Origin of the sequence: Streptomyces sp. WM4235, from assembly GCF_001279725.1 — a bacterium.
GTDB lineage: Bacteria > Actinomycetota > Actinomycetes > Streptomycetales > Streptomycetaceae > Streptomyces.
Map to the genome: position 1 here is coordinate 38,787 of NZ_LGDE01000426.1, position 22,789 is coordinate 61,575.

At 72.7% G+C, this 22,789-nt stretch carries 22 protein-coding genes and 2 pseudogenes (1 of these 24 running past the window's edge); 12 read left to right on the plus strand and 12 right to left on the minus strand.

What is annotated here, in order from left to right:
* Positions 1 to 46: 46 nt before the first annotated feature.
* The 3 genes from ADK55_RS25680 to ADK55_RS25690 all read left to right on the plus strand — a co-directional run bounded on the left by ADK55_RS25680 (position 47) and on the right by ADK55_RS25690 (position 1,376).
* Complete coding sequence (locus ADK55_RS25680) at positions 47 to 568, plus strand: MarR family winged helix-turn-helix transcriptional regulator (RefSeq protein ID WP_053682171.1); 522 nt, start codon at positions 47 to 49, stop codon at positions 566 to 568.
* A gap of 104 nt (positions 569 to 672) precedes the next feature.
* A complete protein-coding gene (locus ADK55_RS25685) occupies positions 673 to 1,125 on the plus strand; it encodes a sigma factor-like helix-turn-helix DNA-binding protein (RefSeq protein WP_053682172.1) in 453 nt (150 codons plus the stop codon).
* Positions 1,122 to 1,376, plus strand: coding sequence for a hypothetical protein (locus ADK55_RS25690; protein ID WP_234350237.1), 255 nt, complete (start codon positions 1,122 to 1,124; stop codon positions 1,374 to 1,376). Before ADK55_RS25685 ends, ADK55_RS25690 begins: the two co-directional genes overlap by 4 nt.
* A gap of 33 nt (positions 1,377 to 1,409) precedes the next feature.
* Here ADK55_RS25690 and ADK55_RS25695 read toward each other — a convergent pair whose 3' ends face one another.
* On the minus strand, positions 1,410 to 2,564 hold the full coding sequence (locus tag ADK55_RS25695; RefSeq protein ID WP_053682173.1) for a cystathionine gamma-synthase: 1,155 nt from the start codon (positions 2,562 to 2,564) through the stop codon (positions 1,410 to 1,412).
* Between the two features lie 109 nt (positions 2,565 to 2,673).
* Between ADK55_RS25695 and ADK55_RS25700 the strand changes: the two genes are divergently transcribed.
* Positions 2,674 to 3,780, plus strand: a complete 1,107-nt coding sequence (locus tag ADK55_RS25700; RefSeq protein WP_053682174.1) for a hypothetical protein — start codon at positions 2,674 to 2,676, stop codon at positions 3,778 to 3,780.
* Positions 3,781 to 3,874: 94 nt separating this feature from the next.
* Positions 3,875 to 4,549 carry a peptide-methionine (S)-S-oxide reductase MsrA gene (msrA, locus tag ADK55_RS25705; protein ID WP_053682175.1) on the plus strand — a complete coding sequence of 225 codons (675 nt, stop codon included), beginning with the start codon at positions 3,875 to 3,877 and terminating at the stop codon, positions 4,547 to 4,549.
* A gap of 60 nt (positions 4,550 to 4,609) precedes the next feature.
* On the opposite strand, the gene ADK55_RS25710 is transcribed toward msrA, so the two are convergent.
* Positions 4,610 to 6,775 (minus strand): sulfatase-like hydrolase/transferase, encoded by a 2,166-nt coding sequence (locus tag ADK55_RS25710; protein WP_053682176.1) that lies wholly within the window; start codon positions 6,773 to 6,775, stop codon positions 4,610 to 4,612.
* A gap of 274 nt (positions 6,776 to 7,049) precedes the next feature.
* The gene (locus tag ADK55_RS25715; protein WP_053682177.1) at positions 7,050 to 8,096 is read right to left on the minus strand and encodes an NAD(P)-dependent alcohol dehydrogenase; all 1,047 of its coding nucleotides are present in this window, start codon (positions 8,094 to 8,096) and stop codon (positions 7,050 to 7,052) included.
* A gap of 149 nt (positions 8,097 to 8,245) precedes the next feature.
* On the opposite strand from ADK55_RS25715, the gene ADK55_RS25720 reads away from it, so the two are divergent.
* A complete protein-coding gene (locus ADK55_RS25720; protein WP_053682178.1) occupies positions 8,246 to 9,124 on the plus strand; it encodes a helix-turn-helix domain-containing protein in 879 nt (292 codons plus the stop codon).
* A 67-nt stretch (positions 9,125 to 9,191) separates the two neighbouring features.
* Here ADK55_RS25720 and ADK55_RS25725 read toward each other — a convergent pair whose 3' ends face one another.
* The 3 genes from ADK55_RS25725 to ADK55_RS40100 form a co-directional block, all read right to left on the minus strand.
* Positions 9,192 to 10,145, minus strand: coding sequence for a GNAT family N-acetyltransferase (locus ADK55_RS25725; RefSeq protein WP_063839612.1), 954 nt, complete (start codon positions 10,143 to 10,145; stop codon positions 9,192 to 9,194).
* 201 nt (positions 10,146 to 10,346) lie between these two features.
* Positions 10,347 to 11,621, minus strand: coding sequence for a L,D-transpeptidase (locus ADK55_RS25730; protein WP_053682180.1), 1,275 nt, complete (start codon positions 11,619 to 11,621; stop codon positions 10,347 to 10,349).
* A 147-nt stretch (positions 11,622 to 11,768) separates the two neighbouring features.
* Positions 11,769 to 12,056 (minus strand): hypothetical protein, encoded by a 288-nt coding sequence (locus ADK55_RS40100; protein WP_234350238.1) that lies wholly within the window; start codon positions 12,054 to 12,056, stop codon positions 11,769 to 11,771.
* A 164-nt stretch (positions 12,057 to 12,220) separates the two neighbouring features.
* Between ADK55_RS40100 and ADK55_RS25740 the strand changes: the two genes are divergently transcribed.
* Positions 12,221 to 12,535, plus strand: coding sequence for an LPXTG cell wall anchor domain-containing protein (locus ADK55_RS25740; RefSeq protein WP_053682182.1), 315 nt, complete (start codon positions 12,221 to 12,223; stop codon positions 12,533 to 12,535).
* A 180-nt stretch (positions 12,536 to 12,715) separates the two neighbouring features.
* Here ADK55_RS25740 and hutH read toward each other — a convergent pair whose 3' ends face one another.
* From hutH to ADK55_RS25765, 5 genes and pseudogenes are all read right to left on the minus strand, one after another.
* Entirely contained in the window at positions 12,716 to 14,257 is a 1,542-nt protein-coding gene (hutH, locus tag ADK55_RS25745) for a histidine ammonia-lyase (RefSeq protein ID WP_053682183.1), read from the minus strand.
* A 118-nt stretch (positions 14,258 to 14,375) separates the two neighbouring features.
* A pseudogene (locus tag ADK55_RS25750) lies at positions 14,376 to 15,499 on the minus strand (diguanylate cyclase domain-containing protein).
* Between the two features lie 238 nt (positions 15,500 to 15,737).
* On the minus strand, positions 15,738 to 16,526 hold the full coding sequence (locus tag ADK55_RS25755; RefSeq protein WP_053682184.1) for an enoyl-CoA hydratase/isomerase family protein: 789 nt from the start codon (positions 16,524 to 16,526) through the stop codon (positions 15,738 to 15,740).
* Between the two features lie 25 nt (positions 16,527 to 16,551).
* Entirely contained in the window at positions 16,552 to 17,718 is a 1,167-nt protein-coding gene (locus tag ADK55_RS25760; protein WP_053682185.1) for an adenylate/guanylate cyclase domain-containing protein, read from the minus strand.
* Between the two features lie 205 nt (positions 17,719 to 17,923).
* The gene (locus ADK55_RS25765) at positions 17,924 to 18,802 is read right to left on the minus strand and encodes a biotin--[acetyl-CoA-carboxylase] ligase (RefSeq protein ID WP_053682186.1); all 879 of its coding nucleotides are present in this window, start codon (positions 18,800 to 18,802) and stop codon (positions 17,924 to 17,926) included.
* Positions 18,803 to 18,933: 131 nt separating this feature from the next.
* Here ADK55_RS25765 and ADK55_RS25770 point away from each other — a divergent pair, with 131 nt between their 5' ends.
* The 4 genes from ADK55_RS25770 (at position 18,934) to ADK55_RS25780 (ending at position 21,647) form a co-directional block, all read left to right on the plus strand.
* Entirely contained in the window at positions 18,934 to 20,526 is a 1,593-nt protein-coding gene (locus ADK55_RS25770; RefSeq protein WP_053682187.1) for an acyl-CoA carboxylase subunit beta, read from the plus strand.
* A 17-nt stretch (positions 20,527 to 20,543) separates the two neighbouring features.
* Complete coding sequence (locus ADK55_RS25775) at positions 20,544 to 20,753, plus strand: acyl-CoA carboxylase subunit epsilon (RefSeq protein ID WP_053682188.1); 210 nt, start codon at positions 20,544 to 20,546, stop codon at positions 20,751 to 20,753.
* A 108-nt stretch (positions 20,754 to 20,861) separates the two neighbouring features.
* Entirely contained in the window at positions 20,862 to 20,996 is a 135-nt protein-coding gene (gene mmpB, locus ADK55_RS40540) for a morphogenic membrane protein MmpB (protein ID WP_266949456.1), read from the plus strand.
* Positions 20,997 to 21,038: 42 nt separating this feature from the next.
* On the plus strand, positions 21,039 to 21,647 hold the full coding sequence (locus tag ADK55_RS25780; protein ID WP_371591438.1) for a Maf family protein: 609 nt from the start codon (positions 21,039 to 21,041) through the stop codon (positions 21,645 to 21,647).
* Here the strand turns inward: ADK55_RS25780 and ADK55_RS25785 are convergent.
* Positions 21,628 to 22,110 carry a hypothetical protein gene (locus ADK55_RS25785; RefSeq protein WP_234350239.1) on the minus strand — a complete coding sequence of 161 codons (483 nt, stop codon included), beginning with the start codon at positions 22,108 to 22,110 and terminating at the stop codon, positions 21,628 to 21,630. The genes ADK55_RS25780 and ADK55_RS25785 overlap by 20 nt on opposite strands.
* A gap of 380 nt (positions 22,111 to 22,490) precedes the next feature.
* Between ADK55_RS25785 and ADK55_RS25790 the strand changes: the two are divergent.
* Positions 22,491 to 22,789: pseudogene (locus ADK55_RS25790) on the plus strand (acetyl-CoA carboxylase biotin carboxylase subunit); its annotated part runs 1,011 nt beyond the window's last position; the annotation flags it as partial.

Genomic DNA, 22,789 nt, shown 5'->3' on the forward strand with positions numbered 1-22,789 from the left:
TCTGTCCCCCATCCTTGTCGGACCCACGCGAAGAGAGCCCACGGCCATGCCCTCCATCCCGGCCAGTTCCGACCTGCCCACGGTGGCCGAAACGCCCGCCCAAGCCGGTCTCCTCGACGCGCTCCAGCACCAGGTGGCGGTCTTCGCCCGCCGGGCGGAGCAGACCCGCCTCGGCGGAGTCGGTCAGGCCCGCAACTCGATGGACCGAGCCGCCTACCTGCTGCTGAACCGACTCGACCTGGAAGGCCCGATGGGCGTCAAGGCGCTCGCCGGCGGCATGGGCATCGACTCGTCGACCGTCACCCGCCAGGTGGCCCCGCTCGTCGACGGCGGCCTGGTCAAGCGGACCTCGCACCCCGAGGACGGCCGGGCCGTGGTGCTCGCGCTGTCCCCGCGCGGGCTGGCGCGGCTGGAGGAGGTCCGGTCCTCGCGGCGCGAGCTGATGGCTCGCGTGACCGACGGTTGGACGGAGGAGGAGCGCGAGTCCTTCACCGGGCTGCTGACGCGTTTCAACCTGTCGCTGTCGGAGCTGATGGCCTCCGTCGCGGACGCGGGCCCCGCTTCCTGAACCCCGCCGCCGCCCGGTCCCCGGGGCCGCCCGCCCCACCGTACGGATCCGGCCGTGTCCGACCCCTTGACCAAGGCGGTGCCCCCGACCGCACTATGTGAGCCATGGGGGTTGTGGACCACCGGGCAAGGCCCTACGCGGAGTTCGAGGCCTTCGTCGCGGGTGCGGCGGGCCGGCTCCTGCACGTCGCGATCCTGCTGACCGCGGAACCCGAGGACGACCCGGCCGTCGCGCGCCGGCTCCTCGCGGGCGCCCTGGCCCGTACGTACGCGGACTGGCGCAGGCTGCGCGGCGACGACCCGTACGACCACACGCGGCAGGAACTGTGCGCCGCGTACGCCCGCACCGCCCGCCGCCGGCCCTCCGGTACCGGGCCGCTCGCGCGGCTGGTCCCGCTGGAACGGCTCGTCCTGGTGCTGCGCGTGTACGAGGGCGTCGCGGAGGAGGTCACGGCGGCGCAGCTGGGGCTGCCCGCCGAGCGGGTGCACGCGCTGTGCAACCGGGCCGTCGCGGCCCTGCGGGACGCGGCGCCCGCCCCCGGTCGGGAGGCGGCGTGAGCGCCTTCCCCGACCGCAAGGCGGCCCGGGTGCGGGAGCTGATGGAGGGTCCCCACCCGACGGTGCCGGTCGGGCTGGCGGCGGCCGCCGCGGCCCGCGGGGACCGGCTCCTGCGCCGCCGCCGGGCGCTGCGCCGGTTCGGTTGGACGGTGCTGTGCGCGGCGGCGCTCGCGTTCACGGTGTGGGCGGCGCTGACCCGGCCGTGGGCGACGCCGCCGAGCGATGTCTCCCCGCCCCTGGAGGGCTGGTGACGACCGCCCGGCGGCATCCGGCGAAGAGGGGACCTAGCCCAGCGCGCGGGTGAGGTCCGCGATGAGGTCGTCGGCGTTCTCGATGCCGACCGAGAGGCGGATCAGGTCCGCCGGGACCTCCAGGGCCGAGCCGGCCACCGAGGCGTGGGTCATCCGGCCCGGGTGCTCGATGAGGGACTCGACGCCCCCGAGGGACTCGGCCAGGGTGAAGATCTTCGTACGGCCGCAGACCGCGATGGCCTCCTCCTCGCCACCGGCGACCTGGAAGGAGATCATGCCGCCGAAGTTGCGCATCTGCTTGGCGGCGACCTCGTGGCCCGGGTGCTCGGGCAGGCCCGGGTAGAGGACCTTGGTGACCTTCGGGTGGCGCGCCAGCACCTCGACGATCTTCGCCGCGTTCTCCGCGTGCCGGTCCATGCGGACGGCCAGGGTCTTGATGCCGCGCAGCACGACCCACGAGTCGAAGGGACCGGCCACCGCGCCCATGGCGTTCTGGTGGTAGGCCAGCTCCTCGCCGAGCGCCTCGTCCGCCGCGACGAGCGCGCCGCCGACGACGTCGGAGTGACCGCCCATGTACTTGGTCAGCGAGTGCACGACCACGTCGGCGCCGAGCGCCAGGGGCTGCTGGAGGTACGGGGACGCGAAGGTGTTGTCCACGACCAGCTTGGCGCCCGCGGACCGCGCGATGTCGGCGACCACGGCGATGTCCGTGATGCCGAGCAGCGGGTTGGAGGGGGTCTCGACCCAGATCAGCTTGGTCTTCGGCGTCAGGGCCGCCCGCACGGAGTCCGCGTCGGAGGTGTCGGCCACCGACCACTCCACGCCCCAGCGGGAGACGACCTTGGCGAAGAGGCGGAACGTGCCGCCGTAGGCGTCGTTCGGGATGACCACGTGGTCGCCCGGGGAGAGCAGCGTGCGCAGCAGGCAGTCCTCGGCGGCGAGCCCGGACGCGAAGGCGAGACCGCGTCGGCCGCCCTCCAGCGCCGCGAGGTTCTCCTCCAGGGCGGTGCGCGTCGGGTTGCCGCTGCGGCTGTACTCGTAGCCCTCGCGCAGTCCGCCGACGCCGTCCTGCTTGTACGTGGACACCTGGTAGATCGGGGGCACGACCGCGCCGGTCCGCGGGTCCGCCGTATTGCCCGCGTGGATCGCGCGGGTCTCGAAGCTCTGGTGCTCGTGGCTGTCGCTCATGGGCAGATGCTATGCCCCGTACGGCGGTGGTTCCTCTCGTGCCCCGACCATCGGACCTGGCCAGTGAGGCATTGGCCTTGGCCCGGGTGCGTCTGGTTCGCTTGGAGGCATGGAGATTCTGTGGTTCCTCTTCGCGATGGGCCTGCTCGTGGCCATCGCCGCCCCCTACATCCGGCGCCGGCGGGGCGGTGCCCGGCTGGTCGCGCCCGGCAGCCCGGACGCCGCCGACCCCGCGAACTACGGGTTCGACCGGGAAGAGGAGCTGGACATCCGCGTTCCCGGGCCCGACCAGGACCTGATGGACGCCCTCGACAACGTCGAGCGCACCGGCCAGTGGCAGGCCGCCTCGCAACTGCTCGCCGGGACCCCGACGGAGGGCGAGCAGCGCTGGCAGCGCGTCCAGGCCTTCGGCGGTGCGGCGGCGCTGGACCTGGTGCGCCGGCCCGGGGAGGGCGCGCAGTGGCTGAAGGCGTGGCGACTGGAGGCGCCGAAGGACGCGGGCGGCGCGCAGGTGCACGCCGAGCTGCTGGTGCAGCAGGCCTGGCGGCACTCGGGCGGCGTCGGCTCCGAGGACCACCGGATCATCCTGGAGGAGGCCCTGGAGGCCTGCCGGCGGGCGGCCCTGCTCGCGCCGGGGGACCCGGTCCCGTACATCACGGAGCTGGCGATCGGACGGGCGCTGGGCTACTCCGAGGCGGAGTACGACGCACTGTGGGCGAAGGTCATCGACCGGGCCCCGCAGCACATGGGCGCGCACCTGGCGGCCCTGAACTACTGGTGCGAGAAGTGGCACGGCTCGCGGGAGAAGGCCGACGCGTTCACGCACGCGGCGGCGGCCCGCGCCCCGCAGGGTTCGCTGCTGGCGGCCCTGCCGCTGTTCGCGGTGTACGAGCACCTGCCCGAGGTGAACTTCGTGTCGACGTTCTGGCAGAGCGCGGTCGTCACCCGGGCCGTGGAGGGCGCGCTGTACGCGGTCCGCACGGCCCGCGCGGACGACCCGATGCTCGCCCACGTACGGCACCTGCTGCTGATGTTCCTGGTGAGCATGGAGCGCTGGGCGGAGGCGATGGAGCAGGTGCGGCACGTGGACGGGTACGTCGGCGCGCTGCCCTGGTCGGCCTCGCCGGACCCGGCGGCGGCGTACGCGGTGTACCGGGCGCTGGCGGTGGCGGGCTACGAGGCCAACGGCGGTTCGCCGGCGACGCTGCCGCACTGACGCGGGGCGGCGGGCACGCGAGGGGCGGCCGCGGGGCGGTTCGGGAATCCCGGGCCGCCCTCGTCCGTTGTTCCCACTACCAAGGAGGCGACCCATGTTCTCGTACCGCCGCACGCCCGAGCTCCCGACCCGCGAAGAGGCCCTGCGGGGCCGCTCGGAACCGCTCTTCTCGCTGCCGTCCGCGCACACCGTGCTCGGCAACCCGCTGGCGGGCCCCTACCCCGCGCACCTGGCGGTGGCGGACTTCGGCCTGGGCTGTTTCTGGGGCGCGGAGCGCAAGTTCTGGCAGACCCCCGGGGTGTGGACGACCCTCGTCGGCTACCAGGGCGGGTTCACGGAGAACCCGACGTACGAGGAGGCCTGCTCGGGGCAGACCGGCCACACCGAGGTCGTGCGGGTGGTCTTCGACCCGGCGCTCGTCTCGTACGCGACCCTGCTGAAGCTGTTCTGGGAGTCCCACGACCCCACGCAGGGCTTCCGCCAGGGCAATGACGTCGGCACCCAGTACCGCTCGGCGATCTACACCCACTCCCCCGCCCACCAGGCGGAGGCCGAGTCCTCCCGCGAGGCCTACCAGCGGGTCCTGACGGCAGCGGGCCACGGCGACATCACCACCGCCGTCCTCCCGGCATCGGAGCGCCCGTTCTGGCCGGCCGAGGCCTACCACCAGCAATATTTGGACAAGAACCCCGGCGGGTACTGCGGCATCGGCGGCACGGGCGTCAGCTGCCCGATCGGCGTGGCCCAGGCCCCGGCGGCCGGCGCCTGAGCCGTCCCGCGCGCACGCCCCGGTCGGCCGCCGCACCCGCGGCGGGCGGCCGGGGCCTCGTCATGCCAGGGTGATGTGGGGGCGGGCCCAGGAGGTGTGGTCGAAGGCGGAGTTGGAGTTGGCGTCCTGCACCACGAGGTGGAGGAGGCGGACGCCGGTGACGTCGAGGTCGATGGCCGTGGGGCCCGAGGCGCCCGTGAGCGTCGGGGTGGTCAGGAGGGTGCGGCCGTCGCCGCGGACCACGGCGCGGGTGGCGCCGGCCGCCGACTGCCTCGTCGAGAAGTCGTCGATGCCGACGAGGGCGGTGAAGCGGGCCGCGCGGCCACCCAGGTGGTAGACCACCTCCGACGGGGCGTGCACGCCGAGGCCCTTGGCGTACGTGACGCCGCCGAAGGCGATCGGGGTGCCGTCGCCGCCCTCCTTGCGGCCGTTGGAGCGGTCGATCTCCACGGGGCCCCAGCCGTTGGTCGCCGACACCCACGGGAGGTCGCTGAGGTGACCGTCCCGGGTGGGCGGCGCGGGGAGCGGTGTGAAGGGGTGCGCCGCGGTGAAGCGGAACGCGCCCGTGTCGGCCCGGGCCGTCAGGACGGCCGGACCGGATCCGGAGCCCGGCGCGGTGATCTTCCAGGTGGTCGTCAGGCGCGCGCCCGGGGCCAGGGAGGCCGCCGTGACCGGGCCGGTCGGGGTGGCCGTCCAGCCCGCCGGGACCGTGAGGCCGACCCGGGCCTGCGGCCAGGCGCGGGAGGTTCCGTTGGACAGGGTGGTGGTGGCCGTGACCCCGTCCGAGGCCACCGTGAGGCCCCAGGGGCGGCGCGGGTAGGCGTCCGACCAGGACGACCGCAGCATGGCCGTCAGGGAGGCGACGACGGCCGGGTTCGCCGCGGCCACGTCGCGCTGTTCGCCGAGGTCGGCGGCCAGGTCGTACAGCTCGAACCGCCACTGCGCGTCGGGCACGGTCCGGTCCCGCGCGGGGGCGAACCGGACCCCCTTCCAGCGGTCCTTGCGGATCGCCTCCGCGACCTTCTTGGCCCGGCCGCCGTCCTGGCTGTTGGCCCGGGCGGTGACGCCCTGCTCGTCCCGGTACCAGTACAGGTGGTCGTGGAGCGGGGCCGTCGCGGGCGCCCCGGTGAGCACGGGGGCGGCCGAGAGCCCGTCGATGTCGGCGGGGGCCGGGGCGCCCGCCAGGTCGGCGAGGGTGGGCAGCAGGTCGTACAGCGGGGTGGGGCGGTCGCTGAGGGTGCCGGGGGCGATCCGGCCGGGGCTCCAGGCGATCAGCGGGACGCGTACGCCGCCCTCGTACAGGTTGCGCTTGTAGCCGCGCAGCGGGCCGTTGGCGTCGAAGAGGTCGGGGTTCACCCCGCCCTCCTCGTGCGGGCCGTTGTCGGAGGCGACCAGGACCACCGTCCGGTCGGCGATGCCGTGCGCCGTGAGCCGGTCGACGACCGCGCCGACCTGGGCGTCGAGCAGGCTGATCTGGGCGGCGTGCGCCTTGTTCTCCTGGGTCCAGGTCCGGGCGGCGTACGCGCCCACGTCGGGGACCTCGCTGGGGGCGTGCGGCAGGTTCGGGGTCAGGAACAGCAGGAAGGGGTCGGGGCCGGCGGCGTGCGCGTCGATGAAGCCGAGGGCGCTCTCGGCGATGACGGTGGGCGCGTAGGTGCCGGCCGGCAGGGGTTCCTTGGCACCGTTGCGCCACAGGTAGGAGGGGCGGTACTGGTGGGCGTGGCCGTGGTCGATGTACCCGTGGAACTCCTCGAAGCCCCGGGCGCCGGGGTGGCTCGGCTGGTCCCCGACCTCCGGTCCGAAGCCCCACTTGCCGAACAGGCCCGTGCGGTAGCCGCGCGCCCGGAGCACCTCCGCGAAGGTGGTGTCCCCGGCGCCGAGGGCGCCCTGGCCGCCGCTGTCGGGGTTGGCGCGGACGGCGGCGTGCCCGGTGTGCAGGCCGGTGAGCAGGGCGGCCCGGGACGGGGCGCAGACGGCGGCCGCGGCGTAGGCGTCGGTGAACCGCAGCCCCTCGGCGGCGAGCCGGTCGATGCGCGGGGTGGTGATCAGCTTCTGGCCGTACGCGCCGAGGTCCCCGTATCCGAGGTCGTCGGCCAGGATCACCACCAGGTGGGGCGGCGCGGTGTCCTCGGCCGCCGGTGCGGGTGCGGCCTCCGCGGCCCGGGGCAGGGCGGCGAGGCCCACGGCGGCCGCGGATCCGGCGAGGAAGTGACGGCGGCTGGGCATCGCGAACTCCTGTGGGACGGAAGGCTGGTGAGGCGATCGTCCGCAGGGGGCGCCGGCAAGACCATGCACGGGGCGTGAAAAGCGTGTGACGACGCCCGCCGGGGCGGCCCGGGAGCGCCCGGCGGCGCTGGAACGGGCCGACCCGCCTGCGGCGGGGCAGGCGGGTCGGGCAGGGCGGGCGGGTCGGGCGGGGCACTCGGACGGCGCGGAGCAGCGGGATGCCACCGGGCGGCCGGATGCGCGCCGAGCGGTCGGATGACGCCGAGTGGTCGGGTCAGATGGTCGCGGTGTCGATGACGAAGCGGTAGCGGACGTCGCTCGCCTGGACCCGGTCGTAGGCCTCGTTGATCCGGTCGGCGCCGATCAGCTCGATCTCGGCGCCCAAGCCGTGCTCGGCGCAGAAGTCCAGCATCTCCTGGGTTTCGGCGATCCCGCCGATGGAGGATCCCGCGAGGGTCTTGCGGCCGGCGATGACGGAGAACAGGTTCAGCGAGACCGGGTCCTCCGGGGCGCCGACGTTCACGAACGCGCCGTCGACCTTGAGCAGCCGCAGGTACGTGTCGAGGGGAAGCGGCGCGGAGACGGTGGAGACGATCAGGTCGAAGGTGCCGGCCAGCTTCTCGAAGGTGGTCTCGTCGCTGGTGGCGTGGTACTCCGAGGCACCCAGCCGCAGGCCGTCGTCCTTCTTGCGCAGGCTCTGCGACAGGACGGTGACGTCCGCGCCGAGCGCGGAGGCGATCTTGACGCCCATGTGGCCGAGGCCGCCGAGGCCGACGATGGCGACCTTCTTGCCGGGGCCCGCGTTCCAGTGCTTGAGCGGGGAGTACAGGGTGATGCCGGCGCACAGCAGCGGGGCGGCGACGTCGAGGTCGATGCCCTCGGGAATGCGGACGGTGTAGTTCTCGTCGACGACGATGTGGGTGGAGTAGCCGCCGTAGGTGGGCTCGCCGTTCTTGTCGATGGCGTTGTACGTGCCGGTCATGCCCTTGAGGCAGTACTGCTCGAAGCCGGCCAGGCACTGCTCGCACTCGCGGCAGGAGTCGACGAAGCAGCCGACGCCGACCCGGTCGCCGACCGCGAACTTCGTGACGCCGGCGCCGACCTCGGTGACCACGCCGGCTATCTCGTGGCCGGGGACCATGGGGAAGATGCCCTCGCCCCAGCCGTCGGTGGCCTGGTGGATGTCGGAGTGGCAGATGCCGGCGAACTTGATGTCGATGAGGACGTCGTGTTCGCCGACCGGGCGGCGCGGGATCGTCGTGCGCTCCAGCGGGGCCTTCGCGGCGGGAGCGGCGTAGGCGGCGACCTGGGTGACGGACATGGTGAAGCTCCTCGGACGGGGATTTCCAGCGGTATCTCCACGATGCCCCCATTCCCTCGGGTCACCCAGTCCCCTGTTGTGCCTACGTCCCGTGGACCTACCACTGGCGGGGTCAGGCACACGGTTCGCGACCCGGACATACTGACTGTATGGACCAGCTTGATCAGCGAGCCGAACTGGGCGAGTTCCTGCGGAGCCGGCGGGCCCGGCTGCGCCCCGGGGACGTGGGGCTGCCCGACTACGGCCGCCACCGCCGGGTGCCCGGCCTGCGCCGCGAGGAGCTGGCGCAGCTGGCCGGGGTGTCGGTGGCGTACTACACGCGGCTGGAGCAGGGACACGGACAGAACGTGTCGGCGGAGGTGCTGGACGCCATCGCGCGGGCCCTGCGGTTGGACGACACGGAGTCGGCGCACCTGACCCACCTGGCGAGCCCGCGGACCCTCAAGCGGCGCCAGTCCCGGCGGCCCCAGCAGGTCCGGCCGGAGCTGCGGACGCTGCTGGACGCGATGGAGGGCGTACCGGCCTACCTGGTGGGGCGGCGGCAGGACGTCATCGGCTGGAACCGGCTGGCCGTGGCGGTCTTCGGGGACTTCGGGGCGCTGCCGGTCGGTGAACGGAACCTGGTGCGGCTGGTGTTCCTGGACGGCGCGACGGCGGAGCTGTACGCGGACTGGGAGTGCCGGGCCTGCGAGGTGGTCAGCAATCTGCGGATGTACGCGGGCCAGCACCCGGAGGACGAGCAGTTGTCGGCGCTGGTCGGGGAGCTGTCGGTGAAGAACGAGGAGTTCCGCCGGTTGTGGGCGGCGCACACGGTCGCGGACAAGACGCACGGAGTGAAGCGGCTGCGGCACCCGGTGGTGGGTGAGATGGACCTGCACTTCGAGACGCTGACCCTGCGCGACGACCCGGAACAGTCGCTGGTCACCTTCCACGCCACCCCGGGTTCCCCGTCGGCGGACGCCCTGCGCCTGCTGTCGTCCTGGGCGGCGCCGACCCACTCCCCCGTGGACGCCCCGTCGCAGAACTGAGGTGCGTCCGGCCGGCCCCGCGGGCGCCCGCCGCGGATCACGGTCCGCGCCGCGCCCCGGCCCCGGGTCACAGTGTGCGTTGGAAGATTCCCACGCCGCGTTCCCACCGGTAGCCCAGGGACTCGTTGACCGCCCGCATGGGGCCGTTCTCGTCCGCCACGGTCGTGCCGATCTGTCGCAGGTCCGGGTGGCACGCGGCCATGTCCGCGAGCATGCGGAGCTTGACGGCGCGGCCGAGGCCGTGGCCCCGGTGGGCGGAGACGACCACCGTGTCGTACTGGAGGGCGCGCGGCCCCGTCGGGTCCGTCCGGACGAGCACCGTGTACGCGGCCACCTCCCCGGCGGGGGTCACCGCCGCGACCGTGGTCAGGTCGCCGCCCCGCTCCAGGACCAGCCGCTGTGCGGCCCGTACCCGCTCGGCCGTCCACGTCATCGTCTGCTCGTCCATGTCCCCGCTCGGCGCGTCCTCCATCGCGCCGTGGGCCACGGCCAGCGCCGGCGCCCACGCGTCGGGGACGATCCCGGGCCAGCACAGCAGCTCGTAGCCGGGGGTGGCCGGTATCGCGGCGGGTGTCGCCACGTCCTGGACGTACCAGGCCATCCGCAGCACGTTCTCGAAGCCGAGGGACTCGGCGAACGCCCGGCCCGGGCCTTCGAGGTCGACGAGCGCGGAGACCGAGGTGCGGTCGCGCGCGAGGAGCTCGGCCCGGACCCGCTCCCACAGGGCCGTGCCCACGCCCCGCCGGCGCGCCTCGGGGCGCACCGTCAGCACGTCCAGGAACGCGGTGTGCGTGTTGCCCTCGTCGGTGAACAGGAGCAGGCCCGCGACGCCGGCCCCGTCGTCCGTCGTCCAGAACGCGTTCCGGCCCCGGGCCGGCGGCACCCGGAGCCGGCCGGCCACCTCCACGCGGGAGGGCGCCGGCAGCCCCGGCAGGTCGGTGGTCGTGGCGGCGGTCAGGACCGCGAGCCAGGAGTCCACCGCGGCGTCGGAGGGGGGTGGGGCAACGGGTCGGATCGTCATGAGCGGGACCCTAGCCGGGGCGTCCGCCGCGCGCTCAGGGGTTTTCCGTCATCGTCACCCGCGGGCGGGAGTCGGATGAGAAGGGGCCCGCGACGCCGGAAGACGACGGACGGCGGGAAACCCGTGTGGGTTTCCCGCCGTCCGTGGTGTCCGCGCGTCAGTTCAGTTCGTACACGGCGTCAGTTCGGGTCGTACACGGCGTCAGGAGGCCGCGCCCGCCTTCCACTCCGCCCAGCTCATGTTCCAGCCGTTGAGGCCGTTGTCCGGCTTGATGGTCTTGTCCGGGGAGTTGACCACCTCGACCACGTCGCCGATCAGCGAGTTGTCGAAGAACCACGAGCCGGGGGTGTTCGGGTCGTTGGCGCCCTGGGCGTCGTTGAGACCGACACAGCCGTGACTGGTGTTGACCTTGCCGAAGATCGAGTCGGCGCCCCAGTAGTTGCCGTGGATGAAGGTGCCCGAGGTGGACAGCCGCATCGCGTGCGGGACGTCCTTGATGTCGTACTCGCCCTTGCCGTCGCCGTCCTTGAAGCCGACGGTGGCGCCGTCCATCCGGGTCTCCTTGAACTTCTCGGAGATCACCATCTTGCCGTTGTACGTCGGGTTGTCCGGGGACCCCGCCGAGATCGGAATGGTCTTGAGGACCGCGCCGTCCCGGGTGACCGTCATCTGCTTGGTCTTCGCGTCGACCTTGGCGACCTGGCTGCGGCCGACCTTGAAGGAGACGGTCTTGTTCTGGACGCCCTGGACGCCGGGTGCCCCCTTCACGCCCTCCAGCGCCAGCTTCAGCGTGACGGTGGAGTTCGCCTTCCAGTACTCCTCCGGGCGGAAGTCCAGTCGCTGCGAGCCGAACCAGTGGCCGACGACTTCCTGACCGCTGCTGGAGGTGACGTTGATGGCCGCCTGGACGGCCTTCTGGTCCTTGATCGGCTTGTTGAAGGTGATCGAGACCGGCATGCCCACGCCGACGGTCTGGCCCTCGTCCGGGATGAACGAGCCGACGAAGCTGTTCTCCGGGGAGACGGTGGTGAAGGACGCGTTCTCGTGCGCCTCCTTGCCGGCCTCGTCCTTGGCGGTCGCCGACAGGGCGTACTTGGTGGAGCGCTTGAGCGCACCGTCCGGCTTCCAGCTCTTGCCGTCGCCGGCGATCTTGCCGGGGACGACCGTGCCCTCCGTGCTCTTCAGCTCGACCTTGGTGAGCGTGCCGTCACTGACGGCGACCTTGGTCGCGTCGTTCAGGCCGATGTTGGTGGCGCCGTCCTTGGGCGTGATGGCTATTCGGGCCTTGGAGCTGTCCTTGGCCGCCGCGGCGTCCACGTCCGCCTGCGACTTGCCGCTCTCCGTGCCGCCCGCCTTCGGGTCGCCGTCTCCGCCGCCGTTGCAGGCCGAGAGCATCAATACGCCACCGAGCACGGCGGAAACGGCCACCAGGGACCTCTTCCTCCGCATGCTGTCCGTCCTCACACGCCACTCCATCGTTGCCGGAACCCCCGAGCTCCACCCGGCTACCGCCGGGCGGTATCCCTACCGGACAGGGGGGGCACGCCCCCCTGCCACGGATCAACAACGCTCACACGACCCTGTTCGGTTCCACATCCGGTTCGAATGTGTGCAATCCCACGGTCACGCGTTGCCGGTCGGCTCTTCGTCGTGTTCCCCATCTTCCTCGTCCAGGTCCCACTCCATGGACTCGGGGTCGTATTCGGCGGGCTCGCTGCTCCAGGAGGCCTGGGCCAGTTCCACTCCGGGGATGTCCGTGACCAGGTCGGTGGGGTCGACGAGGTAGGCCAGGGCCTCCGACTCGTCGTCGCGGACCGCCGCCTCCGCGTGGCCGCGCTCCTCGTCCGGCATGAACTCGTCGGCCTTGATGTGGGTGTGCGCCGCTCCGGTCAGTGCCGTGGCGTCGGTCACTTCGAGGACCAAATCCACCCGAAGTCGTACGTACCGTGATGTCTCAGAAGGGTTCATACGACGGAGAGTAAGCCCGTGGCCGCCCCGACTTTCCCACGACCCGCCCCTTTCACTAGCATCGGCGCACACGGCCAATTCGCTGCTGCCACAAGGGGGATCGCACCGTGTCCGCACGTCGACCGCTGCTCACCGCTCTCGGAGCGACCACCCTCCTCGCCGCCCTCTGGTTCGTGCCGTCGGCCAACGCCACGGCACCGGAACAGGCGTCGGGATCCTCCGGGGCGCCCGTCCCCGCCAACACGGGCACGATCACGTCCTCCGACACGATCGTGAACCACGCGGAACCCCAGGAGGCCGTTCTCGCCCTCGCCGACACCGGCAGTATCGACACCACCCCCTACCTGATGGGCGGCACCCTCTTCCTGGGGCTCGGGGCGGGGTTCGTGACCTTCTCCGTACGCCGCTCCCGCGCCGAGTAGCGCCGCTCGGCCCTCCGGGGCCGACGGCGCCCGCCGGACGCGACGCACGACGGACGCGGCGCCCGAGCCACGCGGCGCCCGATCAAAGGCGTGAGAAGACGCGAAAGGGCCGCGCACCGGGGGATCGCCCCGGGCGCGGCCCTTCGTCGTACTGTCGCCGGTCGGGCGAGCCGTGACGGGTCAGGCGAGCGGACCGGTCACCGTTTCGACCGCCTCGACGAGTTCGCCCGATCGAACGAACGCGTCGGCGGCGGCCAGGTCGGGGGCGAGGAAACGATCCGGCCCGGGGCCCTGGACTCCCGCCGCGCGGGCGGCCGCGATGGCGGCCCGGCTCGCCGGGGCCGCGGTGAGCCCGTGGCGCAGCTCGATGGCCCGGGTGGCCGCGTACAGCTCGATGGCGACGATCCGGGTCAGGTTGTCGACGGCCGTACGGAGCTTGCGCGCGGCCGACCAGCCCATGGAGACGTGGTCCTCCTGCATGGCGGAGGAGGGGATCGAGTCGGCGGACGCGGGCACCGCGAGCCGCTTCATCTCGCTGACCAGGGCGGCCTGCGTGTACTGGGCGATCATCAGGCCCGAGTCCACGCCGGCGTCGTCCGCGAGGAACGGCGGCAGGCCGTGCGAGCGGTTCTTGTCGAGCAGCCGGTCGGTGCGCCGTTCGGCGATGGAGCCGAGGTCGGCGGCGGCGATGGCCAGGAAGTCCAGGACGTACGCGACGGGGGCGCCGTGGAAGTTGCCGTTGGACTCCACGCGACCGTCGGGCAGCACCACCGGGTTGTCGACGGCGGCGGCCAGTTCCCGGGAGGCGACCAGGGCGGCGTGCGCCATGGTGTCGCGGCCCGCGCCGGCGACCTGCGGGGCGCAGCGCACCGAGTAGGCGTCCTGGACGCGCGGGGCGGACTCCTCCTGGAAGTGCCCGGTGAGCCCGGAGCCCTTCAGGACGGCGGCCATGTTGGCGGCGGACGCGCCCTGGCCGGGGTGCGGGCGGATGGCGTGCAGCTCGGGGGCGAGGACCTTCTCGGAACCGAGCAGCGCCTCCAGCGTCAGCGCGGCCGTGATGTCGGCGGACGTGTACAGCTTGGCGAGGTCCGCGAGGGCCATGACCAGCATGCCGAGCATGCCGTCGGTGCCGTTGAGGAGGGCGAGCCCTTCCTTCTCGCGCAGCTCGACCGGCTCGATGCCGGCCTCGGCGAGCAGCTCGCCGGCGGGCCGGACGGACCCGTCGGGCCCCTCGGCGTCGCCCTCGCCCATGAGCGCGAGCGCGCAGTGGGACAGCGGCGCGAGGTCGCCGGAGCAGCCGAGGGAGCCGTACTCGTGGACGACGGGGGTGATCCCGGCGTTGAGCACGTCCACCATGGTCTGGGCGACGGAGGGGCGTACGCCGGTGTGTCCGGAGGCGACGGTCTTCAGTCGCAGGAACATCAGGGCGCGCACGACCTCCCGCTCGACGCGCGGGCCCATGCCGGCGGCGTGCGAGCGGACGATGTTGCGCTGGAGCTGCGCGCGCAGCTCGGGGCTGATGTGCCGGGAGGCGAGGGCGCCGAACCCGGTGGACACCCCGTAGACGGGCTCGGGCTTGGCGGCGAGCGCGTCGACGATCTCGCGGGCGCGGGCCAGGGCGTCGAGTGCCTCGCCGGACAGCTCGACGCGCGCGTTGCCGCGGGCGACGGCGATGACGTCCTCGGCGGTGGTCCCGGACGTCCCCACCACGACAGTGTGCATATCCATATTCAGCACCCTACGGACTGAATCCTTCTCTGTCACTAGCCAGTTCGATGAGGGTCCCTCACGCGCCGTCACCGCCCCCGTCACGGCCCTTGTCCGGCCCGGGAGCGGGTGCTCAGGCCCGGCCGCGGAACCGTCGCCGCTCCCCCGCCGCCTCCTGCGCGGCGTCCGCGAGCCGCACCACGGCCGTGTCCCGCCCCGCCACCACGGGCTGGGGCGACCGCGCGGCCTTCGCCTTGTACTGGGCGGCGTCCGCGAGCCGGAAGAGCCGCCGGGAGGACTTCACCAAGCCGATGGGATCCCCGGTCGAGGCGACCCCGCAGGCCACCCCCTCGCCCAGTTCCAGCTCGGCGGCCCGAAGGCACAGCTCCTCGGCCACCCGCAGGCCACCCGCACCACCTCGTCCGCCGACGGCCCCAGGCTCACCAGGCAGAACTCGTCACCGCCGAGGCGGGCCACCAGCGCGCCCGGCAGCATGGCCCCGCACAGGCTCAGCACGGACCCGAACCGCTCCAGGAGCCGGTCGCCCATGGCGTGACCGAGGGTGTCGTTGACCTTCTTGAGGCCGTTCAGGTCACAGACGGCCAGGCTCACCACCGCCCCGGAGCGCCGGTGCTCCTCCAGGGCCTCGTCCAGCCGCATGTCCACGGCCCGCCGGTTGGCGAGTCCGGTCAGCGGATCGGTGAAGGCCAGCCGCCGGGCCTCTTCGAGCCGCTCGTTCTGCGCGAGACCCGCCGCCACGACGGCGGCCAGGACCGTCGCGAACTCCGCGTCGTCCTCGTCGAAGTCCGGCAGCCCCTCGTCCCGGGCCACGTACAGCTCGCCCCAGGCCCGCCCGCTGAGCACGATGGGCGCGACGACACAGGTGCCCCGGCCGCGCCGGCGCAGGGCCTCGCCGCGCCGTCCGGGCCGGTCTCCGACGGCGCTCTCGACCCAGGCGTGCGGGCCACCGCCGCCCGCCCAGCGCTCGTGCAGGAACTCGGTGATCTCCGGGAAGTCGTGGACGGGATAGGACTCGTCCTCGGGGAACGCCTCCTCCCCGGCCCGCCGCTCCCCCTCGTTGACGAGCACCCGCAGCCGTCCCCGTTCGCGCTCCCACGCGGAGATGGCGGCGAACGATCCGTCCAGGGCCAGCCGCGCCCCCCGCGCGGCGGCCCGCACGCTGTCCCGCGGCAGGCAGGCGGCCGCCATGGCCTGCGCGAGGCCCACGACGGCTCTCAGCCGCCCGTCAACTCCCATCACCCCAGACTAGGGAGTTTTGTCCAACTTCGTACCTTCCCACCCGGCCGCGTGAATCAGTCCGGCCGCGCGAATCGACCCGCCCGCACAAATCCAGCCCCGCCGGCGTTTGAGGCGCGGGGGCCCGGGGGCAGCGCCCCCGCAACGGCGCCGCACGCGACCCCGCACCCGCACCCCCCGCATCCAGGGGCCGGTGGGGCCCCGGGCCCCGCCCACCAATCCCCCGGCCGGCCAGGCCCTACGTCCAGCGCGGCTTCCGCTTCTCGTTGAACGCCGCCACACCTTCCGCCCGGTCCCCGGAGAACGCCACCGTCCGCCAGGCCGCGTCCTCGATCTCCAGGCCGGCCGTCAGGTCCATGCCGTGCCCCAGCCGCAGCGCCCGCTTGGCCGCGCGCAGCCCGACCGGCGAGTTCGCCGCCATCCGCCCGGCCAGCGCCAGCGCCTCCTCGCGGTCGGAGCCCGCCGGGACCACCGAGTCCACCAGGCCCAGGTCCAGCGCCTCGGCCGCCTCGACGCGGCGCGCCGTGAAGATCAGTTCCGCCGCGCGGGCCGCGCCCACCCGTCGGGGCAGCAGTTGGGTGCCGCCGCCGCCCGGGATCACGCCGACCGACACCTCGGGCAGGCCGACCACGGCCGTCTCGTCCGCCACGATCACGTCGCAGGCCAGGGCCAGCTCGAAGCCGCCGCCGAGCGCGAACCCGTGCACCGCGGCGATCGTCGGCATCGGCAGTTCCAGCACGCCCCCGTACGCCCCGCGCGTGGTCGGCCGCTGCCGCAGCAGTTCGGCGTCCGACAGCGAGTTGCGCTCCTTGAGGTCGGCCCCGACGCAGAAGGCCCGTTCCGCGGTGGAGGTCAGTACGACGACCCGCACCGAGGCGTCCGCGGCCAGCGAGGCGCACGCGGCGCCGATGGCCCGGGCCATCTCCGTCGACACCGCGTTCATGGCTTTGGGGCGGTCCAGGACCAATTCGACGACCCCGTCGTCTCCGTGCCGACGTACCGCTACGAACTCCGACTCCACAGGCACTGGGGACCCTCCCGGTTAACGAACGTTACCCGGGGATCTTAGGTGTCCTCCGCGTCAGCGACCAGGGTTCGACGACCCCGAGCCCGCGCACCGGCCGCTGCCACATCGGCTGGAGCGCGAAGCGGTAGGTGCCGCCGCCCTCCTCCGACGCGGCTTCCTTCTCCGACCGCGGCGCGGCCCCGGTCCGGCCCAGTTCCTCGGCCATAGCGCCGTCCACGAGCACCGCGTCCTTGGGCGCTATGGACGTCAGCCGGCTCGCCAGGTTCACCGTGGTACCGAAGACGTCGCCCATCCGGGTCGTCACCGTGCCGAAGGCGATCCCGACCCGCAGCTCCGGCATCTGCGGATCGGCTTCCATGGTCTCGATCAGCCGCAGCGCGATCTCCGCCGCCGTGGCCGCGTCGTCGGCGCAGTACAGCACCTCGTCGCCCAGGGTCTTGATCAGTCGCCCGCCGTGTGCGGCGACCAGGTCGGCCGCCGTGGTCTCGAAGGCCTCGACGAGTTCGCCGAGCTCCTCCTCCTCCAGCCGCCGGGTGAGGCGGGTGAAGCCCACCAGGTCCGCGAAGCCCACCGCGAGCCGGCGGTCGACCATCTCCTCGTCGTCGGCGACCTGCACCACGCGCCCGGTCGCGGCCGCCAGCTGGCGGCGCCACACGTAGACGAGGAACTCCTCCAGCTCCGGCAGCAGCAGCTCGACCAGCGGGTACGTGACCTCCGTACGGGTCATCCCGGGCTCCGGCGGCTCCGTCAGCCCCTCCAGGAAGGAGTCGATCTGCCATTCGGCCAGTCGGGCGGTGGTCTGGCCCGTGGACCGCGCCACCTGCACCGCCATGGGCTCGCTCAGCAGGCCGGCCTCCACCAGGCCGGCTAGTCGGCGCAGCGCCAGTACGTCGGCCTCGGTCAGTGCCTTGGCCTGGCCGATGTCCGCGAAGCCCATGGCCCGCCAGAAGCGGGAGGCCAGCTCCATCGAGACCCCGGCGCTGCGGGCCGCCTGGAAGGGCGTGTACCGGCGCTCGGCGCCCAGGATCAGCTGCTCCAGGCGGATGGCGAGCGGGTCGGCCGTCGGCTGGGCCGTGTGGTCGACCTCGTGGTGGGGGGTGTGCTGGTCGCGCCCGATGGGGGTGCCCGCGCCGGCGGACGAGCCGGACGCGCCGGACGCGGGCGCACTGGACGTTGAGTCGTCGACGGTCAAGGGCCGCCTCCTGTCCATTCCGTGCGCAATTCCGACTTCCGAACCGATTGATCACCGGGAGGACCGGGATCGCCTAAACCATACGGCAGGTGTGCCGTAGCTCACTCCCCACTCCGCCGGCCGCGACCCGAGCGTGATCCGCGCCCGCCCGCCCCGTCGGGCCGGCCGGCCGGGTGCCCGCCCCGGGCGGGCACCCGGAGCCGGCCTAATGGGTCGACCGCAGGTGGACGACGTCGCCGGCGCCCACGGCCTCGTGCGCGTCGTCGGCCGTCCGGATGACGAGCCGACCGTCCGCGTCGACCGCTTCGGCCGTCCCGGTGAGCGTGCGGCCTCCGGGCAGCTCCGCGCGCACGTGCTTGCCCAGCGTCGCGCACCCCGCCGCGTACGTCTCCTGGAGCCCGCTGGTCGCCGGGTCGCCGCCGGCCGCGCGCCAGTTCCCGTACCACTGCTCCAGGGACCGCAGCACGGCCCTGAGCAGCGGGTCCCGGTCGGTGACGGTCGCCTTGGCCAGGGCCAGGGAACCGGCGGTGTCCACCGGCAGCTCGTCCTCGCCGAGGGTGACGTTGAGGCCGATGCCGACGACGACCCCGTCGCCGACCCGTTCCGCGAGGATCCCGCCGGTCTTGCGCTCCTCGCCGTCCACGGTGACCAGCAGGTCGTTGGGCCACTTGAGGGCGGTGTCCACGCCCGCCGCCCGGGACAGCCCCGTCGCGGTGGCCACGCCGGCCAGCAGGGTGAGCCAGCCCCACCGCTCCTGCGGTACGTCCGGCCCGGGCTTGAGCAGCACGGAGAAGAACAGCCCGGACCGCGCGGGCGCCGTCCAGGTCCGGTCGAGGCGCCCGCGCCCTGCGGTCTGCTCCTCGGCGACGAGCACGGCTCCCTCGGGCAGCGTCGCGGCCCGGGCGGCGAGATCGGTGTTGGTGGACCCGGTGGCGGGCACGACCTCCAGCGAGGTCCACAGCCCGTCCTCGACGACGAGCGCCCGGCGCAGGGCGGCGACGTTCAACGGCGGCCGGTCGAGGCTGGACCAGCGGCCCGCGGAACCTCCGGTCGGAGTTCCGGCTGATGCATCTGATGGCGTCATGCAAGCCACAGTAGGTGTGTCAAACGCCGCACTGCCGAGCGCCATGCCCGCCGATACGCTACGCACCAGTAGCCAGCAGTAGTCAATCAATTGACCAGGCAGTTGACACCACACAGGGAGCCGCGACCCCGATGTCACAACCCTCAGAGCCGATCGACACGCACACGACCGCGGGCAAGATCGCGGACCTGCGGCGACGCATCGACGAAGCCACGCACGCAGGGTCCGCGCGGGCCGTGGAGAAGCAGCACGCCAAGGGAAAGCTGACGGCGCGTGAGCGGGTCGCCCTGCTGCTGGACGAGGGTTCGTTCGTCGAACTCGACGAGTTCGCCCGGCACCGGTCGACCAACTTCGGTCTGGAGAACACCCGCCCCTACGGCGACGGCGTCGTCACCGGCTACGGCACGGTGGACGGCCGCCCGGTGGCCGTGTTCTCGCAGGACTTCACGGTCTTCGGCGGAGCCCTCGGCGAGGTCTACGGCCAGAAGATCATGAAGGTCATGGACTTCGCGCTGAAGACCGGATGTCCGCTCGTCGGCATCAACGACTCCGGCGGCGCCCGCATCCAGGAGGGCGTCAGCGCGCTGGGCATGTACGGCGAGATCTTCCGCCGCAACGTGCACGCCTCGGGCGTGATCCCGCAGATCAGCCTGATCGTGGGACCGTGCGCCGGTGGCGCCGTCTACTCGCCCGCCATCACCGACTTCACGGTGATGGTCGACCAGACCTCGCACATGTTCATCACCGGCCCGGACGTCATCAAGACGGTCACCGGCGAGGACGTGGGCTTCGAGGAGCTGGGCGGCGCCCGCACCCACAACTCCACCTCGGGCGTGGCCCACCACATGGCAGGCGACGAGAAGGACGCGATCGAGTACGTCAAGTCGCTCCTCGCGTACCTGCCGTCGAACAACCTCTCCGAGCCGCCCGCCTTCCCGGAGGACGCGGACACCGAGGTCACCGACACCGACCGCGAGCTCGACGTGCTGATCCCTGACAGCGCGAACCAGCCGTACGACATGCACACCGTGATCGAGCACGTGCTCGACGACGCGGAGTTCCTGGAGACGCAGTCGCTGTTCGCGCCGAACATCCTCACCGGCTTCGGCCGCGTCGAGGGCCACCCGGTGGGCATCGTCGCGAACCAGCCGATGCAGTTCGCGGGCTGCCTGGACATCAACGCCTCCGAGAAGGCCGCGCGCTTCGTGCGGACCTGCGACGCCTTCAACGTCCCGGTGCTGACGTTCGTCGACGTCCCGGGCTTCCTTCCGGGCACGGACCAGGAGTACAACGGAATCATCCGGCGCGGCGCGAAGCTGATCTACGCGTACGCCGAGGCCACGGTCCCCCTGATCACCGTCATCACCCGCAAGGCCTTCGGCGGCGCCTACGACGTGATGGGCTCCAAGCACCTCGGCGCGGACCTCAACCTGGCCTGGCCGACCGCGCAGATCGCCGTCATGGGCGCCCAGGGCGCGGTGAACATCCTGCACCGCCGCACCCTCGCCGAGACCGCCCCGGAGGAGGTGGAGGAGACGCGCGCCCGCCTGATCACCGAGTACGAGGACGCGCTGCTCAACCCGTACACGGCCGCCGAGCGCGGGTACATCGACGCGGTGACCATGCCGTCCGAGACCCGGGCGCACGTGGTGAAGGGGCTGCGTCAGCTGCGGACCAAGCGGGAGTCCCTGCCCCCGAAGAAGCACGGCAACATCCCCCTCTAGGCCCCGAGGAGCTCACAGTGGTGATCAAGGTCGTCAAGGGGAACCCGACCCCGGAGGAGTTGGCCGCCGCACTGGCGGTGGTCCAGGCGCGCGCGGCGGCACTGGCCTCCGTGCCGCCGGGCGCCTCCCGCGTCAAGGACGAGTGGGCCTCGCCGGCCCGGACGGCCCGCCGGCGCCTGCCGCAGCCGGGGCCGCACGCGTGGGGCCGCACGTACTGGCCCGGCTAGGCCCTGTCTTCGGTACCGGTACCGGTACCGAAGATGACGCGAACGGACGGTGGCGCCTGAGTACGAGTACTCAGGCGCCACCGGCGTCCCTCGGGACAGGATCGACGCATGCTCTGGTCAGACCCGAAGGACGAGCCCCCGAAGGACATGCGCGACGCCCAGGCCATGGTCCGGAGAATGATCGTGGTGCTCGCGCTCGCCATGATCGTGGTGGTGTACGTCCTCGGCGTGGACCACTTCTAGACCCCTCCTGCGTCCCCCGCCGTCGGCCCTACGATGGCGGGCATGACTGCTGCTGAACCGCGCGCGCTCGTCCTCGCCTCCGCCTCCCCCGCCCGACTGAACCTGCTGCGACAGGCCGGGCTCGCCCCGCACGTGATCGTCAGCGGCTTCGACGAGGACACGCTGAGCGCCGACACCCCCTCCGAACTGGCCCTGGCCCTGGCCGAGGCCAAGGCGGCCGTGGTGGCCGCCCTGGACGAGGCCGCGGGCGCCCTGGTGATCGGCTGCGACTCGGTGCTGGAGCTGGACGGCGAGGCGCTGGGCAAGCCGGCGGACGCCGAGGAGGCGACGGCCCGCTGGAAGTCGATGCGCGGGCGGGCGGGCGTCCTGCGCACCGGGCACTGCGTCATCGACACCGCGAGCGGCCGTCGGGTCTCGGCCACCGCGTCCACGACGGTCCGCTTCGGCGAGCCGTCCGACGCGGAGGTGGCGGCGTACGTGGCCAGCGGGGAGCCGCTGCACGTGGCCGGGGCCTTCACCCTGGACGGTCTGTCGGCGCCCTTCATCGACGGAATCGACGGCGATCACGGCAATGTGATCGGGATCTCCCTGCCGCTGCTCCGCTCGCTGCTCGGCGAACTGGACGTGTCCATCACGGATTTGTGGGCTTGAGTTCTCCGTACGGCGGGGGCGGCGGGACGTCCCGGGGCAGCGTGTCCCGGGGTCCGGCGGCCGGCGCCGCGTCACCGGGCGCGGGGAGCGTCAGGACCAGCACGATCAGGCAAAGGATCAGCATGGTCGCCGCGAAGGCGGACCAGCCGACCAGCGCCACGGCCAGCGCGCCGAGCACCACGTGGGTGACGGCCGCGCTGACGAGGACGATGCGGGCGAAGCGGCCCGGAGCCCGGTCCCGTACGGCGACGATGCCCAGCAGGACGGCGCACACCAGCAGGAACGCGCCGATGCCGGCGCCCATCGCGTAGGTCGCCTTGGACATGACGTCCGGATCCATGCCGGCGATCGACATCGACTGGTTCGCGGTCGTCTTTCCCAACACGACGTGGACGAGGACGAGCAACGCCGCTTCCGCGACGAGCACGACCGCCGCCACGCCGGCCACGATTCTGCGCAGCACGACGCTCCCATCCCCACAAGCCACAAGCCTGTTCGACGCCCTGGAGGCTACTAACGGGTAATCCCCGGGACAAGGGGTGCGGGCAGGTTGATTGCGCGAATCGGGTCCGTGCAGCGATCAAGCAAAGAAAGCCTGGTCCGTTCGTAGGGACTCGACAAAGAATCACCCGGGGCCGCTGACCCGCCGGACAGAGACCTCGGATGCGTGACGGGGTTACTGTGCAGTCGGGGATCCCCCTTGCCTGGGGCGCCACAAGGGCTTTCCGGACTCGAGGCAGGCTCGCATCACACTCTGTGTGTGGGCAAGCTCACCTCTGGATAAGGGTCGAAAGGCCGTGTGGGCTGTCCCTAAACTCAGGTTGTTTCAAGGAGGGAGCCATCGTGCGCAAGGTGCTCATCGCCAACCGTGGCGAAATCGCTGTCCGCGTTGCTCGGGCCTGCCGGGATGCCGGGATCGCGAGCGTAGCCGTCTACGCCGACCCGGACCGGGACGCTCTGCACGTCCGCGCGGCCGACGAAGCTTTCGCGTTGGGCGGTGACACCCCGGCCGCCAGCTACCTCGACATCGCGAAGGTTCTGCAGGCGGCGGCGGACTCCGGCGCGGACGCGATCCATCCCGGGTACGGCTTCCTGTCGGAGAACGCCGACTTCGCCCAGGCCGTCCTCGACGCCGGTCTGAC

Bases quoted from the DNA above. Each gene is read 5' to 3' on its own strand.
- ADK55_RS25695 (WP_053682173.1), bottom strand. From the start codon at position 2,564: ATGAGCGACAGCCACGAGCACCAGAGCTTCGAGACCCGCGCGATCCAC.
- msrA (WP_053682175.1), top strand. From the start codon at position 3,875: ATGTTCTCGTACCGCCGCACGCCCGAGCTCCCGACCCGCGAAGAGGCC.
- ADK55_RS25685 (WP_053682172.1), top strand. From the start codon at position 673: ATGGGGGTTGTGGACCACCGGGCAAGGCCCTACGCGGAGTTCGAGGCC.
- ADK55_RS25700 (WP_053682174.1), top strand. From the start codon at position 2,674: ATGGAGATTCTGTGGTTCCTCTTCGCGATGGGCCTGCTCGTGGCCATC.
- ADK55_RS25770 (WP_053682187.1), top strand. From the start codon at position 18,934: ATGTCACAACCCTCAGAGCCGATCGACACGCACACGACCGCGGGCAAG.
- ADK55_RS25720 (WP_053682178.1), top strand. From the start codon at position 8,246: ATGGACCAGCTTGATCAGCGAGCCGAACTGGGCGAGTTCCTGCGGAGC.
- ADK55_RS25725 (WP_063839612.1), bottom strand. From the start codon at position 10,145: ATGACGATCCGACCCGTTGCCCCACCCCCCTCCGACGCCGCGGTGGAC.
- mmpB (WP_266949456.1), top strand. From the start codon at position 20,862: ATGCTCTGGTCAGACCCGAAGGACGAGCCCCCGAAGGACATGCGCGAC.
- ADK55_RS25715 (WP_053682177.1), bottom strand. From the start codon at position 8,096: ATGTCCGTCACCCAGGTCGCCGCCTACGCCGCTCCCGCCGCGAAGGCC.
- ADK55_RS25765 (WP_053682186.1), bottom strand. From the start codon at position 18,802: ATGACGCCATCAGATGCATCAGCCGGAACTCCGACCGGAGGTTCCGCG.
- hutH (WP_053682183.1), bottom strand. From the start codon at position 14,257: ATGCACACTGTCGTGGTGGGGACGTCCGGGACCACCGCCGAGGACGTC.
- ADK55_RS25730 (WP_053682180.1), bottom strand. From the start codon at position 11,621: ATGGAGTGGCGTGTGAGGACGGACAGCATGCGGAGGAAGAGGTCCCTG.
- ADK55_RS25780 (WP_371591438.1), top strand. From the start codon at position 21,039: ATGACTGCTGCTGAACCGCGCGCGCTCGTCCTCGCCTCCGCCTCCCCC.
- ADK55_RS25680 (WP_053682171.1), top strand. From the start codon at position 47: ATGCCCTCCATCCCGGCCAGTTCCGACCTGCCCACGGTGGCCGAAACG.
- ADK55_RS25710 (WP_053682176.1), bottom strand. From the start codon at position 6,775: ATGCCCAGCCGCCGTCACTTCCTCGCCGGATCCGCGGCCGCCGTGGGC.